Annotated in this window: 13 protein-coding genes; 7 read left to right on the forward strand and 6 right to left on the reverse strand. The window is 68.2% G+C overall.

All coding sequences use genetic code 11. The features are described from left to right. Nucleotides 1–74: 74 nt before the first annotated feature. Genes CJ179_RS21440 through CJ179_RS21450 form a run of 3 tightly spaced genes read right to left on the reverse strand, consistent with a single transcriptional unit; the run spans nt 75 to nt 4,173 of the window. Nucleotides 75–1,967 (reverse strand): galactan 5-O-arabinofuranosyltransferase, encoded by a 1,893-nt coding sequence (locus CJ179_RS21440; protein ID WP_218834835.1) that lies wholly within the window; start codon nt 1,965–1,967, stop codon nt 75–77. Between the two features lie 11 nt (nt 1,968–1,978). After that, entirely contained in the window at nt 1,979–2,740 is a 762-nt protein-coding gene (locus CJ179_RS21445) for a decaprenylphospho-beta-D-erythro-pentofuranosid-2-ulose 2-reductase (protein WP_072938555.1), read from the reverse strand. After that, a complete protein-coding gene (locus tag CJ179_RS21450) occupies nt 2,740–4,173 on the reverse strand; it encodes an FAD-binding oxidoreductase (RefSeq protein ID WP_072938591.1) in 1,434 nt (477 codons plus the stop codon). The genes CJ179_RS21445 and CJ179_RS21450 overlap by 1 nt, the downstream gene beginning before the upstream one ends. A gap of 80 nt (nt 4,174–4,253) precedes the next feature. Between CJ179_RS21450 and CJ179_RS21455 the strand changes: the two genes are divergently transcribed. From CJ179_RS21455 to CJ179_RS21465, 3 genes are all read left to right on the forward strand, one after another. Beyond that, entirely contained in the window at nt 4,254–4,730 is a 477-nt protein-coding gene (locus CJ179_RS21455) for a GtrA family protein (protein ID WP_072938553.1), read from the forward strand. Between the two features lie 124 nt (nt 4,731–4,854). Next, entirely contained in the window at nt 4,855–5,796 is a 942-nt protein-coding gene (locus tag CJ179_RS21460) for a PIN domain-containing protein (protein ID WP_072938550.1), read from the forward strand. 147 nt (nt 5,797–5,943) lie between these two features. Beyond that, on the forward strand, nt 5,944–6,981 hold the full coding sequence (locus CJ179_RS21465) for an alpha/beta hydrolase (protein ID WP_072938547.1): 1,038 nt from the start codon (nt 5,944–5,946) through the stop codon (nt 6,979–6,981). On the opposite strand, the gene CJ179_RS21470 is transcribed toward CJ179_RS21465, so the two are convergent. From CJ179_RS21470 to CJ179_RS21480, 3 genes are read right to left on the reverse strand one after another with little or no spacing between them, the layout of a single operon-like run. Beyond that, nucleotides 6,982–8,058, reverse strand: a complete 1,077-nt coding sequence (locus tag CJ179_RS21470) for a S1C family serine protease (protein WP_095862836.1) — start codon at nt 8,056–8,058, stop codon at nt 6,982–6,984. 27 nt (nt 8,059–8,085) lie between these two features. Next, the gene (locus CJ179_RS21475; protein WP_095862837.1) at nt 8,086–8,493 is read right to left on the reverse strand and encodes a TIGR03618 family F420-dependent PPOX class oxidoreductase; all 408 of its coding nucleotides are present in this window, start codon (nt 8,491–8,493) and stop codon (nt 8,086–8,088) included. 60 nt (nt 8,494–8,553) lie between these two features. Next, nucleotides 8,554–9,573: a LacI family DNA-binding transcriptional regulator gene (locus CJ179_RS21480; protein ID WP_095862838.1), complete on the reverse strand. Its 1,020-nt coding sequence runs from the start codon at nt 9,571–9,573 to the stop codon at nt 8,554–8,556. 292 nt (nt 9,574–9,865) lie between these two features. On the opposite strand from CJ179_RS21480, the gene CJ179_RS21485 reads away from it, so the two are divergent. The 4 genes from CJ179_RS21485 (at nt 9,866) to rhaS (ending at nt 14,611) form a co-directional block, all read left to right on the forward strand. After that, nucleotides 9,866–11,377, forward strand: a complete 1,512-nt coding sequence (locus tag CJ179_RS21485) for a sugar ABC transporter ATP-binding protein (protein ID WP_095862839.1) — start codon at nt 9,866–9,868, stop codon at nt 11,375–11,377. After that, nucleotides 11,374–12,429 (forward strand): ABC transporter permease, encoded by a 1,056-nt coding sequence (locus tag CJ179_RS21490; RefSeq protein WP_095862840.1) that lies wholly within the window; start codon nt 11,374–11,376, stop codon nt 12,427–12,429. The genes CJ179_RS21485 and CJ179_RS21490 overlap by 4 nt, the downstream gene beginning before the upstream one ends. Further along, a complete protein-coding gene (locus tag CJ179_RS21495; protein ID WP_095862841.1) occupies nt 12,419–13,465 on the forward strand; it encodes an ABC transporter permease in 1,047 nt (348 codons plus the stop codon). The genes CJ179_RS21490 and CJ179_RS21495 overlap by 11 nt, the downstream gene beginning before the upstream one ends. Nucleotides 13,466–13,534: 69 nt before the next feature. Further along, on the forward strand, nt 13,535–14,611 hold the full coding sequence (gene rhaS / locus CJ179_RS21500) for a rhamnose ABC transporter substrate-binding protein (protein ID WP_037228161.1): 1,077 nt from the start codon (nt 13,535–13,537) through the stop codon (nt 14,609–14,611). The last annotated feature ends 6 nt before the right edge of the window (nt 14,612–14,617 follow it).

The raw sequence follows: 14,617 nt of genomic DNA on the forward strand, positions 1-14,617 counted from the left end.
CGCGGAAAATACCCGCTTCCCTGATTGGCTGCGGTGTTCCCGCGAGCAGGGCCGAGTAAACGCGAACAGACCGATCAGTTTCTTGTGACGACGACGAACGGTCCGGTCTCCGACACCGTGAATCGCGGGTCGTCGAACAGTTCCTTCGGGAACGTGACGGTGTAGCGGCGCACGTTGGGGTCGTTGGGATACACGTCCTCGGCGAGCCGCAGCGTGTATCCGTCGGGGCCCTGCCGGAACACGAACGCGTCGGGCGCCCGCCACGGCGCCGCGTCGAGTGCGGCCACCAGCTGGTCGGGTGTCTCGAGCTCGCTCCACTCCGCGATGGTCCGGGCGCGTCCGGCGAAGTCCGCCAAGGGATTCGAGTAATGCGACGTCAGCGCCTGGAACCCGAGGTAGGGGTAGAAGCTGAGGAAGCTGGTGTCGGCGGTGAGGACCACCGTGTCGTCGCGGTCGCGGGGGACCTGCGCCCGGATGAGTTCGTCGACCGCCGCGTAGTGGGCGGCGGCACCGGGTGGGCGCTGGTCGGCGCGTTCGCCGTTGCCGTCGGTGTCGGTGTAGGCGACGGCAATGTCGGAGTCGAGGAACTTCGGGATGTTCTGGACGAACGACAGCGCACCCAGCACGCCGATCACCAGGACCGCACCCTTGACCCGCGGGTTGTCGCTGGTCGCGAGCACGAGCCACCCCGCGAATTCGACGAATCCGAAGACGCCTGCCGCGCCGAGCAGGACGATCAGCACGGGCTCGAGCCGGAACGAGAGCAGGGTGCTGCCGAGCACCGTGAACGCCATCGACAACAGCGACCACAGGTAGATGGCCACCACTCCGACGCCGAGGGCCTGCGCGCGCCGTGACGTCGACGCGCGGGCGACGAGCCAGATGGTGCCGAGCAGGCACAACGCCCCGGTGAGGGAGAAGTGGATCATCGGCAACGGCAGCTGTGCGCCCGCCTCGGGCAGGTAGTGCAGCGCGGTTCCCGACGCGGCGGGCGAACCACCCACGACCTTCAGTAGATACGGCAGCCACACGGTCAGGGCGAGGAGCCCGGACACGGCGGCGATCACGATCAGCCGGACCAGCGGGTCGACCGCCGCCCGCCACGACTTCCGGGCGCGCACGCGCAGCGCCGCCGCCAGCAGTGCGAGCAGGGTGATCGCGAAGGCGGCGAGACCGAGATACAGCGTGTAGAACGTGGCGGCGAGACCGAGGAACAGGCCGGTGCCGATCACGGCACCCCAACCGCCGCGCCCGTCGGCACGATTCAGGCCGCCCCAGGCGAGGACAAGCGCGGGACCGATCAGCAGCGTGATGACGGCGCCGTACGGTTCCGGCGAACCGTAGGCCAGGACGAGGGCCGTCGTCGCGAGGGACACCACGATGGCCAGGTCGTGGCGGATCAGGTTGCTCCACAACACCAGTGCGACGACGGCGGCGACGGCGAGGGATCCGATGGCGTACGGCTTGAACGCTTCCCAGCCGTCCATGCCGAGGAGGTTGGCGACGCGCCCACCCGCCCAGAACCAGCCGGCCGGGTAGTACGGCGGCAGGTCGGCGTACGTCATGTCGCGCAGTGCGGCCGAGTCCGTCAGCCGCGTGAGGTATTCGGTGCGGAACTCCTGGTCGACGGAGACACCGTGCAGATACAGCTTGGTCGCGGCCAGCGGCAGACCGAGTGTGACGGTGACGAAGCCGGACAGGCTCGCCCACGACAGCAGCCGGGCGAACCGCGCGGCCCGGTGCAACCGGACCAGCAGCACCGACACCGCGATACCCGCGATGGCCACGACCTGGCCGACCGTCGTGACGGCCTGGGTCACGTTGGACGAGTTGAACGCCGGCCACTGCACCCGCCCGAACGCGAACAGTCCGACCGCTGCCACCACCGCGGCCACGACGGCCCCCAGTAGCATTTCGGCAGCTGTCGACAGGGACCGTCGGGCCGGTGCTACGTCTGCTTCCGTCACGAGGGCGAAGCTTAGATGGGCAGCTTCTTGAAGATCGGTCGCGGGATGTGCCGCAGGATCATCATCACGTACCGGAATGCGCCGGGCGCCCAGACGAGATCCTTGCCCTTCTCCGCCGACGTGACGGCGAGCTTGGCCACGTCTTCCTTGTTCACCGTCAGCGGGGCTTCCTTCACGTCCGCGGACATGCGGGTACGGACCTGGCCGGGACGGATGACGAGGACGCGCGGACCGAACTCACGCAGGGCCTCACCGAGTCCGAGGTAGAAGCCGTCGAGTCCGGCCTTGGTGGAGCCGTACACGAAGTTGGAGCGGCGCACGCGCTCGCCCGCGGCGGACGACATGGCGATGATCTGGCCGAAGCCCTGTGCCTTCATCTTCTCGCCGACCAGGACGCCGACGGACACGGCCGCGGTGTAGTTGACCTCGGCGATCTGGACGGCCTTGCGCTGGTTCTGCCACAGTTCCTCGGCGTCGCCGAGCAGGCCGAACGCGACGATGGTGACGTCGACGTCGCCTTTCGCCCAGGCGTCGTCGATGACCTTCGGGTGGCTCTCGGTGTCGACGGCGTCGAAGTCGATGACATCGACGGCGTTGGCGCCTGCTGCCTTCAGCTGGGCTACCGCGCCGTCGCGCCCGGGGTCGCCGGGCAGCGCGGCGAGGATCACCCGCATCGGCGCCTTCTTCAGGTACTCCTCGCAGATCGCGAGACCGATCTCGGAGGTGCCACCGAGCAGCAGGAGGGTCTGGGGGTTCCCGACAGCGTTGATCACTACAGTTCCAACCTTCTGGACATATCGGAGGCGAAGACATTGGTGGGGTCGTACTTGCGGCGGGTGGCGATCCACTCGTCGATCCGCGGGTACATGGCGTGGAACGTCTCGGCGGTGGTCCGCGAATCCTTGGCCGTGTAGAGACGGCCGCCGAACTTCAGGACCCGCTTGTCGAGTTCGGTGACGAACTCGTTCAGGCCGGGCTTGATGCGGAAGTCGACGCAGATGTTCCAGCCCGGGATCGGGAAGCTCAGCGGCGCCTGGTTGCCCTCGCCGAACAGCTTGAACACGTTGAGGAACGAGTAGTGCCCCGACGTCTGGATGTCGCGGATGATCGCCTTGAACTCCTCGACCGCGGTGGTCGGCACCACGAACTGGTACTGCAGGAATCCGTTCGACCCGTAGGCGCGGTTCCACTCACCGAACATGTCGAGCGGGTGGTAGAACTGCGTCAGGTTCTGAACCTTGTCGCGGTAGGTGCCGGACTTCCGGAACCACAACTCGCCGATCATCGAGAAGTTGAACTTGTTGGCCAGGCCGTTCGGGAACACGTCCGGGAACGTCAGCAGCTGCGGCGCGTCGAACGCCAGCGGATTCTTCTGCAACTTCGCCGGCAACTGGTCGAGCTTCGCCAGCGAGCCCCGGGAGACCGCGGCCCGGCCCAGCTTCGGGGGCGCGGCGATGGCGTCGAACCAGGCGCTCGAGTACTCGTAGTTGGCCTCGCTGCCGTCGCTGTGCAGCGCGATGGTCTCGTCGAGCGTCTGGGTGACGTCGCCGTCGGCGATGAAATACGCCGTCTCGGTCGGCGTCATCTTGATGGTCGCCTTGAGGATGATGCCCGTCAGGCCCATGCCGCCGATCGTCGCCCAGAACAGGGCGCCCTTGGGGTCGTTGCGGCCGCCCTTCGGCGTCAGCGTCCGCACCTTGCCGTCGGCGGTGAGCAGGTCCAGCGACACCACATGGTTGCCGAAGCTGCCGGCGCTGTGATGGTTCTTGCCGTGGATGTCGGAGCCGATGGCACCGCCGATGGTGACCTGCCGGGTGCCCGGCAGCACCGGAACCCACAGGCCGAACGGCAGCGCCGCCTTCATCAGCTGATCCAGGTTGACGCCGGCGTCGACCTCCACGAGGTGGGTGTCGCGGTCGATGCGATGGATCCGGTTCAGCGCATTCATGTCGATGACCAGGCCACCGGCGTTCTGCGCCGGGTCGCCGTAGGAGCGGCCGAGGCCACGGGCGATCACCCCACGCTGCAGGTGAGCCGGCTTCGACTCGTTCTGCTCCGCGACCTGGGCGACCGCTTGCGCGATCACCTCCACGTCGGGAGTGGACAGCACCTGCGCGGTGGTGGGCGCGGTGCGTCCCCAGCCGGTGAGGGTGCGGGTCTGTGTGGGGAGCGCCTGGGTGGGCGTCTCTTCTGCTGTCGTGGACATCGGCATAGAGGCTACCGCCTGTGAGTACTTGTTAACCGCGGGCGGTTAAGAAGTACTCACGGGGCGCTAGCCTCGTCGTCGTGTCAGAAACCCAGCCGAGTCACGAGCACGAACCTCACGTTCCGCTCCCCGTCGAGATCCCCGTCACCGAGAACATCGCCGACGACGCACTGGACCTGAAGACGCAGATCGTCCGTTTCGTCCTGACCGGTGGACTGTCGGCGGTCGTCGACTTCGGCCTCTACTTCCTGCTGTTCGAGGTGGTCGGGCTGCCCGTCAACGTGGCGAAGTCGATCAGCTTCATCGCGGGCACCACCACCGCGTACCTGATCAATCGCCGGTGGACGTTCAAGGCCGAACCGAGCCGCGCCCGCTTCGTCGCCGTCGTGATCCTGTACGCCGTCACGTTTGCGGTGCAGGTGGGCCTCAACTGGGTGATGTACCACGCATTCCCCGACGAATGGTGGCGTCTGCCGCTCGCGTTCGTCATCGCGCAGGGCACGGCGACGGTCATCAACTTCGTCGTGCAGCGCGCGGTGATCTTCAAGATCCATTGAGACGGCCGCCCGGCAACCGGGCGGCAATGCCCCGGCGGGTGCTGCGATACCGACTGGTCGGGTGTTTCGGTAACGACTCAGCAACTTCCCTGGCGCTGCCGACGCGTTCGGTGAGAATCGATCAATGCTGATTGTTCTCGATACCTCGGCCGTCACGCGAGACGCGCGCTTCGAGACGTTCGTCCGCGACGCCCTCGACCGGGGCAGCCGAGTGCTCGTCCCCCGACTCGTCCTCGTCGAGGTCGCCCACCGGTACCAGCGGGAGTCGGTCGCGATGATCGAGGCCCTCACCGTCCAGGCACGGATGTACGACCGGCTCGGGCTCCGCGACGACCTGTCGGTGTTCGTGGACGCCGCGCGGGCCAAGGCCGACGGCTACGTCGACTCGCTCGCCCGGCAGTTGGAGGCGATGGGCTGCGATGTGATCGAGCCGGCGTACACCTCGCACCTCGAAGTCGCCGCCCGTGAACTGCAGCGCCGCCGCCCGTATGTGGACCGGAAGCGGCGCGGCTACACGGCCACGGTGAACTGGCTGACGGTCCTGGACATCGCGGACCGCCGCCCGTCCGAGGACGTGGTGTGGGTCAGCGCGAACTCCCGGGCGTTCGGGAGCGGCGAGCCCGGGGCGTGGCACGACGAGATCTGGGCCGAGTTGCAGGACCGCGGTCTCGACCACCGGCTGCGGTGGGTGACCGGGCTCGACGACGTGGATCTGCGGGACACCGGCCTGCCCCGCCGTGAACGGGTCTCCGTGCCGATCGCCGCCCCGCCTGCCGCGGTCCCCGCCCCGCCTGCCGCCGTCGCGGCACCGCCCACCGTGGCCGCGGCACCACGGCCCGTGGTCGCGGCCCCGCCGCCCCGGACGCCCCTCGTCGTGTCCGACCCCGTGGAACCCCGGGTCGCGCCGCCGCCCGCGCACGTGGCGCGCCCCCGGGTGGCGCCGCAGCGGATCCTGCCCTCCGGCAACGCGGACACCGGCGGACGCCGTGGCATCGGCCGGATGCGGGGCGGCCGCAAGCGCAAGGTCACCGTGGTGGAGGAGCTGGACGACCTCGATTTCGGCTGATCCGACCCGCCGGTAACGATTCGGGCACCGGGCATAACGACTTGGGGCCGAAGCCACCATCAGCGACACACGAGCGTGGCGGGTACTCCAAGGTTGAACTTACGTATCCGTCAACGGCGACGGGTATCGGCGACCAGGGGAGAAGGCATGAAATCTGTGCCGAACGACCGCAAGCCGTCTGTGCAGCAGCGGAATGGGACACCGACCGTCCAATACCGTTCGGGTGCGCGGCTGGCGGGGCCGAGTATCGAATCCCAGGTTCTCTACCAGGCATGCAGATGGTTCCTCCGGCCCGTGGTGCGGATGGCGCCGATCAACGAGTCGGCGATCCGCAGGGCCGCGCTGCTGGACCTCGCGGCGGGGATGCGCCCCGCTTCCGGTATCCGCCGCCAGAAGGTGCGGCTGCCCGGGTTCGACGCGGAGATCGTGCGGGCCCCGGGAGTCTCACCGGAGCTGAGCGACGGTGTCGTCCTCTATCTCCACGGCGGCGGGTTCCTGTGCTGCGGGCTGAACACGCACCGGCCGGTAGTCGCGACGATCGCGAAGCTCACCGGACTGCCGGTGATGCACGTCGGCTACCGGCAACTGCCCGACACGAACATCAGCGGTTCCGTCGACGACTGTCTGACGGCGTACAAGTGGTTGCTGGAGAACGGAGCCCAGGCGGGCGGGACGGTGTTCGCCGGTGATTCGGCGGGTGGGTTCCTCGTGTTCGCGACGGCGTTGAAGGCCCGCGAGGAGGGTGTCGATCTCCCCGCCGGGCTGGTCGGGCTGTCGCCGCTGCTGGACCTGGACTGCGCCGACAAGCTGGTGCACGCCAACGCCGCCCGCGACGTGTTCGCGCCCGTGGAGGCGCTCGTCACCATCGGCAAGCTGGGCGGCGAGGTGGACGGTGTGCTCGACCCCGCGCTGTCGCCCGTGAACGGTGCGCTCGAGGGTCTGCCGCCGTCGTTGCTCTTCGCCGCGGAGGGCGAGGTGCTGCGGTCGGATTCGGAGCTGATGGCGCATCGGCTGAGCGGTGCGGGTGTGCCGACGACGCTGCAGATCTGGGACGGTCAGGTGCATGCGTTTCCGGCGTTGTGGCCCGGTCTGCCGGAAAGTCGTGTGGTGCTTCGGCGTATCGCGCGGTTCGTCGCGACGCGGGTGCGGCCGGACGACGGTGTCGCCCGGGACAAGACCGCCTGACTACCGCGGCGGGCCCTTCTCCAGCACGATCGTCGTCGACCGCGGCCTCCCGGTCTCGTCGAGCCAGCGGATTTCGACCGCGTCGCCGGGGTGCCGCGCGATCATGAGCCCGCTGAGGTCGTCCGAGGACCGGATCGGGATTCCGTCGAATTCGGTGACGACGTCCCCGATCTCGATGCCCGCGTCGTCGGCGGGGGTGCCGATGCTGACCCAGAGGACCTCGGCGCCACGAGGATCGTCGGTGACGCTGATCCCGAGGAGGGGGGTGTCGCCGATGTGCACGGTGGCGGACGCCGTCCCGGCGCGAACCTGATCGACGATCGTCATCGCGGTGTCGATGGGCACCGCATACGACCTCGGCTGGGCGGGAGCGGGTTTGGTGGGATCGGAGTCGGCGTTGCCCGCGGTGTTCACGCCGATGACGGCGGCGGTGGCGTCGACGAGCGGGCCACCGGAGTCGCCGGGCCGGACCGCCGCATCGATCTGGATCAACCCGTTCAGCCGGTTCCGGGAACCGTCGGTGGAACTGCGAGCGGTGATCGCCTGCCCGAGATCGGTCACGAAACCCCGTGCCGCCACCGGGACTCCGCCCCCTTCGGCGTTGCCCACCGCGGTGACCGGATCACCGATGCCGACGGCGGGGTCCTTCGCGAGGGGCGCGGCGGAAAGGTCGCCCGCGCCCTGGAGCCGGAGGACCGCGATGTCGCGCGAACTGTCGTAACCGAGCACGTCCGCGACGTACTCCGCACCGTTGCCGAGGCTCACCGCGCTGATGTCGAGTGCACCGTCGATCACGTGATGATTGGTGAGGACGACGCCGTCGGGGGTGAGCACTATCCCCGTTCCCGCGGTTTCGACGAGCCCCGAGTCGGCGACGAGGGTGACGATCGCCGGGATCACCCTGGCCTCGACCTCTTCCGGGGTCAGGACGACGGGCGGCGGTGGCGGAGGCGGCGCGGGCTGGGCCACCGTTGCCGCGGGCGGCCCCGATTCGCGGACCGTCGGTGCGCTCAGCAGCAGGCTGCCGATCACCGCCGTGGCCACGGCGAGGACCGTTGCGGCGCGGGGCGTCGTCATGCCCGGGTGTCGTCGGCGCGGATTCGGTCAGGACTGTTTCAGCGACCCCCAGCCGTGCCAGGTGTCGATCTCGATCCAGGCGCTGACCCGTTTCCGGTCGCGGACGGGGTACGGGTTGCCGGTGTAATGCGTCGCGAGGCGGTCGATGTCGGCGAGGTCTTCGTCGTCGACGAACTCCGTCACCCGGCCCTGGACGCTGACGTGGGTGATCCAGTCGCCGGGATCCATCGCGGTGAGGCTGACCCGGGGATCGCCCCGCAGGTAGTCGAGGCGCTTCCGCTCGGCGTCCATGTTGACCAGCACCCTGCCGCCCTCGAACAGATACCAGGTGGCCACGGACACGGGCTGCCCGTCGGGTCGGACGCAGGCGACGGTGGCGTAATTGGGCCGGGCGAACATCTCGGCGGCCTTCGGTGTCAGAGGTGGCTTCGACATGTCCGAAAGATACCCCTGAGGCCTCCGGCCCGGTGCGTGGTTGACGAGTCCAGACGCTCGTCAACCACGCACGGGGCAGGCGGCCGTGGACTCGCGGACGACGAGGGTCGGGGTGAACGAGAGCTGCTGGTGCCGGTGGGTGTCGGGGTTGTTCACCTGATCGAGCAGGAGTTCGGCCGCCGCTCGTCCCAGTTCGTTCCGTGGCTGGGCGACGGAGGTCAGCGGCACGGCCGCGCCGGCGGCGTAGTCGATGTCGTCGTACCCGACGATCGCGAGGTCTTCGGGCACGCGCTTGCCGTGCTGGATGAACTCCTGGAGCACACCGAGTGCGAGCAGGTCGTTGGCGCAGAACGCCGCCGTGGGCCGCTCCTGCGCCGGCATCGCGAGAATCTCGCGGGCCGCGTGGGTGCCGGCCTCGATGCTGAGGGATCGGGTGGCGACGGTGCGCATGCGGGTGCTCGCCGATTCCGCGACGGCGCTGAGCGCCCCGTCCCGGCGGTCGCGGACCTGCCTGATGGTGTCGGGCCCGCCGACGAACACGAGGTTCCGGTGCCCCTGCTCCATCAGGTGGCGGGCGGCGATCCTGCCGCCGTGGACGTCGTCGACGGCGACGGAGGATCGGCCGGGTGTGCGGGACCCGCGGTCGAGCAGGACCACCGGGGTGCCCTGACGGTCGAGGTTGGCGAGCATCGGCGTGCTCTCGCCGGTGGGGCAGAGCAGGATTCCGTGGACGCGTTGTTCCATGAGCTGGCCGAGCTGCCGGTTCTCGCGTTCTTCCGATTCGCCGGTGCTGATCATGACCATCAGCAGTTCGTTCGCCTCGGCGACTTCCTCGGCTCCCGACGCGACGTCGACGAAGAAGGGGTTCCGCGCGTCGAGGACGACGACGGCGAGCATCCGTGACTGGCCGGCGCGGAGTTGGCGGGCGGCGTCGTTGCGGACGAAGCCGAGCTGGGTGATGGCCTCGTGTACTCGCTGGCGGGTCGCCTCCGACACCAGTTCGGGGTGGTTGAGCACGTTGCTGATCGTTCCCATCGAGACGCCCGCGAGTGCGGCGACCTCGCGCATGGACGCTGCCATCCGATTCCCCCTTCAGCCGGCTCGTTCGACAGCGCACATTGTCGCGTCGGCCGGTGCCCGAGAACAATCCAGTGCTCTTGAATCGCTTCATTCACAGTATCGCCGTCCGCGGGGCCGGAATCAAGACCGGCTGTCAGGCGAGACGATGCGGAATATCCGGTAAGCGACCTGGCGTGCTTTTATAACGATAAGGTCACGGTGGTGACCGGCTCTACCGAACCTCTTGACTTGTGGCGCCTGTCACTTCTAGCTTCATAAACAAGAAATGAACCGTTTCAATCGGAGGTGCTGAATGAGCGTCCCCCCTGCGGTGCCGTTGCTGGAAGTACGGGACGTCACCAAGTCCTTCGGCAACGTCGCTGCTGTTCAGGGTGTGTCGTTTCCGCTCTACGGCGGCGAGGCGCACGCCCTCGTCGGAGAGAACGGTGCAGGCAAGTCGACCATCGTGAAGATGCTCGCCGGCGTGCACGGCCCCGACACCGGATCGATGCTCGTCGGCGGTGAGGAAGTGTCGCTCGGGTCGCCCTCGGATGCCAAGGCCAGGGGTATCGCGGTCATCTACCAGGAGCCGACCCTGTTCCCCGACCTCACGATCGCGGAGAACATCTTCATCGGCACCCAGCCGCGGGCCCGCTTCGGCATGATCGACCGCGGCGCGATGAACACAGCCGCCCGCGCGCTGTTCGACCGTCTCGGGGTCCCGATGGACCCGGACCGGCCGGCCAGCGGACTGTCGATCGCCGATCAGCAGTTGGTCGAGATCGCGAAGGCGCTGTCCACCGACGCCAACGTCATCGTCATGGACGAGCCGACCGCTGCCCTGTCCGGCAACGAGGTGGAGCGGCTGTTCAAGGTCTCCCGGTCCCTCTGCGCGTCCGGCGCGGCGATCATGTTCATCTCGCACCGCTTCGAGGAGATCTTCGCGCTGTGCCAGCGGGTCACCGTGATGCGCGACGGACGGCACATCGCCACGTCGGAACTGGCGGGCCTGACGGTCGACGACCTCGTCCGCAGCATGGTCGGCCGCGACCTCGGCGCCCTGTTCCCGAAGATCGACGTGGAACCGGGGGCGGTCGTCCTCGAGGTCGAGAACCTGTCGCGAGCCGGGGTGTTCTCCGACATCAGTTTCCAGGTGCGCGCCGGCGAGATCGTGGCACTGTCCGGGCTGGTCGGTGCCGGCCGCTCCGAGGTCATGCAGTCGGCGTTCGGTGTGGACCCCCGTGACAGCGGCGACGTCCGGGTGCGAGGCACGAGCCTGCGCAAGGGCGATCCGAAGGCCGCGATGCGCGCGGGAATGGCGCTCGTCCCGGAGGACCGTCGCCAGCAGGGCCTGATCCTGGACATGTCGATCGAGCGCAACGCCACGTTGACGCGGTCGTCCGCTCTCGCCCGGTTCGGGTTCCTCTTCGGGGGACGTGAGCGCCGGTCGGCCTACGAGTGGACGAAGAAACTGCAGACCAAGTACGCGCGCATCACCGACCCCGTCGGGGTGCTGTCGGGCGGCAATCAGCAGAAGGTCGTGCTCGCGAAGTGGATGGCCACCGCGCCGAGCGTCCTGATCGTGGACGAACCCACCCGCGGGATCGACGTCGGCACCAAAGCCGAAGTGCACCGGATTATCTCGATGCTCGCCAGTGAAGGCGTCGCCGTCGTGATGATCTCCTCCGAATTGCCGGAGGTGCTCGGGATGGCCGATCGCGTCCTTGTGATGAGGGAAGGACGAATCGTGTCGGAACTGAGCAGGGCCGAGGCCGACGAGGAGAAGATCATGTTCGCTGCAACGGGTTCGGAGGCCGCCGCATGAGCGCACCCACCCGCGTCGCGCCTGCGGGCGCCGCGAAGCCACCGGTGAAGTCGGACGGGGGTCCGTCGCTGATCGAGAAGGTGCTGCAGGTCCGTTCGCTCGGTATCCTCGCCGCGCTGATCGTGCTGGTCGTGGTCACCACGATGCAGAACGGCAATTTCCTTTCCTCCCAGAGCATTCGCGACATTCTGCTGGCCGCGTCGATCGTCGGTGTGCTGGTGGTCGGGCAGACCGTCGTCATGATCACCAAGAACATCGACCTGTCGGTCGGCTCGGTGCTCGGGCTGTCGGCGTTCGCCGCGGGCAGTGTGATGTCGGGTGCCGACGGTGCACCGATCGTGGTGGGGATCCTCGCGGGGATCGCCGTCGGCGCGGTCTGCGGACTCGCCAACGCGCTGCTGGTGCGGTTCGGCGGCGTTCCCGCCCTGGTCGTCACGCTCGGCACGATGTACATCTTCCGCGGCATCGCCTATCTGTGGGCCGGCGGTGAGCAGATCACCGCCGACGAGATGCCGTCGAGCTTCCTGACGCTTGGCACCGCAACGCTTCTCGGTGTGCCGGTGCTCGTGATCGTCGCGGTGGTGGCCGTTGTTCTCGCCGGTGTGTATCTGCGTCGCTATCGCAGTGGACGCGACCTCTACGCCATCGGGTCGAACGGCCACGCCGCCGAACTCGCGGGCATCGCCGTCGGCAAGCGCGTCCTGCTCGCCTTCGTGTTCTCCGGGGCCATGGCCGGAGTCGCCGGGGTCATGTTCGCGGCGCGGTTCGGCACCGTCGCCGCCGCCGCCGGATCCGGATACGAACTCAACGTGATCGCGGCCGCCGTCGTGGGCGGTGTCGCCGTGGTCGGCGGCGTCGGCACCGTCTGGGGCGCGGCGCTCGGCGCGCTGCTCCTGACCACCATCAACAGTTCGCTGCCCGTTCTCCAGATCAACCAGTTCTGGCAGCAGGCCATCGTCGGTGCGCTGATTCTCATCGCCATCGCGGCCGATCGACTGCTCGCGGTGCGTGCCGCACAGCAACTTCGGAAGAGGAGCGCCCATGTCGACTGACACCATCGAGCCGGCGACGACCGCACAGCCGGACACCGCGGGGACGTCGACGGTCGGCCGAATCCGCGAGGTGCTCGCCGGCTGGGACTCGGTGATCATCGCCATCACGATCGTCGTGCTGGTGGTCGCCTCGGTCACCAACCCCGACTTCGGGAGCAGCCGGAACTTCGCGTTCCTCGTCCTCGATCTGGCGCCGATCTTCCTGATCGCACTGCCGATGACGTTCATCATCATCACCGGCGAGATCGACCTGTCGGTGGCGAGCGTCCTGGGGCTGAGCGGCGCCGCGATGGGCTGGATGTGGAACAACGGCTTCGCCATCGAGGCGATCATCCCGATGTGCATCCTGCTCGGCTGCCTCCTCGGTGCCCTCAACGGTTTCCTCGTCGCCAGGCTGGGGTTGCCGTCTCTCGCCGTCACGATCGGTACCCTGGCCCTGTTCCGGGGGCTCGCGTTCGTCCTCCTCGGTGACCAGGCGGTGTCCAACTTCCCCCGCGCATACACGTCGTGGGTCACGGGAACGGTCGGCGGCACGGCCATCCCCAATCTCGCCCTCCCGCTGGTCGTCGCGGCCGTCGTGTTCGCGGTGATCCTCCAGGCCACCCCGCTCGGCCGCGACATCTACGCCACCGGCGCCAGCGACACGGCCGCACGCTTCGCCGGCATCGACGGGGCGCGGCTGAAGTTCTGGCTCTACGTGGTGTGCGGGGCGGTCGCCGCCCTCGCCGGGGTGCTGTGGAGCCTGCGGTACTCGAGCGCCCGGGCCGACAACGGATCCGGTCTCGAACTGGCCGTGGTCGCGGCGGTGCTCCTCGGCGGAGTGTCGATCTTCGGCGGCAAGGGCCGGCTGGCGGGCGTGCTCGCCGCGGTGGTGCTGCTCGCCACGCTGCAGAATGCGCTGCGCCTCGAGGACATCTCGAACGAGGCACTCACCATCGTCACCGGTGTTCTCCTGATCGTCGCGGTTCTGCTTCCGAACCTGCTGAAGACCGTGCGGACGTCCGCGCAGCGTCGAAAGCTGAAAAACGCGCCCTGAATTCCCTGCTTCACCGCTCTTTCTCATTTCAGCGTTCGCGGTGACGCGAACACGAGGAAAGGATCCACCATGACCCGATTCCGCCGGACCTTCGTTCCCCTGGCGGGGATCGTCGCAGTCTCGATCGGATTGACGGCCTGCGGCGGCACCACCCAGGATTCGGCATCGAACTCGGGGGGTGGCGACCGCGCCACCGGGACCGCGAACCCCGACGCGCCGATCCAGGACGGTCTGCAGGTCGCGTTCCTCCCCAAGCAGCTCAACAACCCGTACTCCGACATCGAGGTCGGCGGTGGCAAGACCGCCGTGGAGGAGTTCGGCGGCGAGTACAAGCTCGTCGGCCCCAACGATGCGAGCGCGTCCTCGCAGGTGTCGTACATCAACACGCTGATCCAGCAGGGCCAGAACGTCATCAACATCGCCGCCAACGATCCGAATGCCGTGTGCCCCTCGCTGAACCAGGCCCGCGACGCAGGCATCAAGGTCGTGACGTTCGATTCCGACGCGGCCGAGGACTGCCGCGACCTGTTCATCAACCAGGCCACCACCCAGGGCGTCGGCGAGACGCTCGCGAAGATGACGAGCGAGCAGATCGGCGGCACCGGCAAGATCGCGGTGCTGTCCGCGACACCCAACGCCACCAACCAGAACGCGTGGATCGAGGTGCTGAAGGCGGAGCTCGCGAGCAAGCCGGAATACCGGAACATCGAACTGGTGGCCACGGTGTACGGCAACGACGACGACCAGAAGTCGTTCCAGGAAACGCAGGGCCTGCTGCAGACCTACCCCGACCTGAAGGCGATCGTGTCGCCCACGACGGTCGGCATCGCCGCCGCGGCACGCTACATCTCGTCGTCGAGCTACAAGGGCAACATCGTGCTCACCGGCCTCGGTACCCCGAACCAGATGCGGGAGTACGTGAAGAACGGCACCGTCAAGGAATTCGCCCTCTGGGACCCGACGAACATCGGCTACCTCTCCGCCTACGCCGGTGCCGCGCTGGCCTCCGGTCAGATCACCGGGGCCGAGGGGCAGAAGTTCACGGCTGGCAAGCTCGGCGAGTACACGATCGGCGCCGGCGGCGAGGTCGTGCTCGGCCCGCCCACCGTGTTCGACGCGAACACCATCGACCAGTACAACTTCTGAACCGTC

It is taken from the genome of Rhodococcus sp. ACS1 (assembly GCF_002300155.1).
Classification (GTDB): domain Bacteria; phylum Actinomycetota; class Actinomycetes; order Mycobacteriales; family Mycobacteriaceae; genus Rhodococcus_F; species Rhodococcus_F koreensis.

Coding starts and splice junctions, on each gene's coding strand:
- CJ179_RS21450 (WP_072938591.1), bottom strand. CDS start 4,173: ATGTCCACGACAGCAGAAGAGACGCCCACCCAGGCGCTCCCCACACAG.
- CJ179_RS21460 (WP_072938550.1), top strand. CDS start 4,855: ATGCTGATTGTTCTCGATACCTCGGCCGTCACGCGAGACGCGCGCTTC.
- CJ179_RS21465 (WP_072938547.1), top strand. CDS start 5,944: ATGAAATCTGTGCCGAACGACCGCAAGCCGTCTGTGCAGCAGCGGAAT.
- CJ179_RS21470 (WP_095862836.1), bottom strand. CDS start 8,058: ATGACGACGCCCCGCGCCGCAACGGTCCTCGCCGTGGCCACGGCGGTG.
- CJ179_RS21475 (WP_095862837.1), bottom strand. CDS start 8,493: ATGTCGAAGCCACCTCTGACACCGAAGGCCGCCGAGATGTTCGCCCGG.
- CJ179_RS21480 (WP_095862838.1), bottom strand. CDS start 9,573: ATGGCAGCGTCCATGCGCGAGGTCGCCGCACTCGCGGGCGTCTCGATG.
- CJ179_RS21485 (WP_095862839.1), top strand. CDS start 9,866: ATGAGCGTCCCCCCTGCGGTGCCGTTGCTGGAAGTACGGGACGTCACC.
- CJ179_RS21490 (WP_095862840.1), top strand. CDS start 11,374: ATGAGCGCACCCACCCGCGTCGCGCCTGCGGGCGCCGCGAAGCCACCG.
- CJ179_RS21495 (WP_095862841.1), top strand. CDS start 12,419: ATGTCGACTGACACCATCGAGCCGGCGACGACCGCACAGCCGGACACC.
- rhaS (WP_037228161.1), top strand. CDS start 13,535: ATGACCCGATTCCGCCGGACCTTCGTTCCCCTGGCGGGGATCGTCGCA.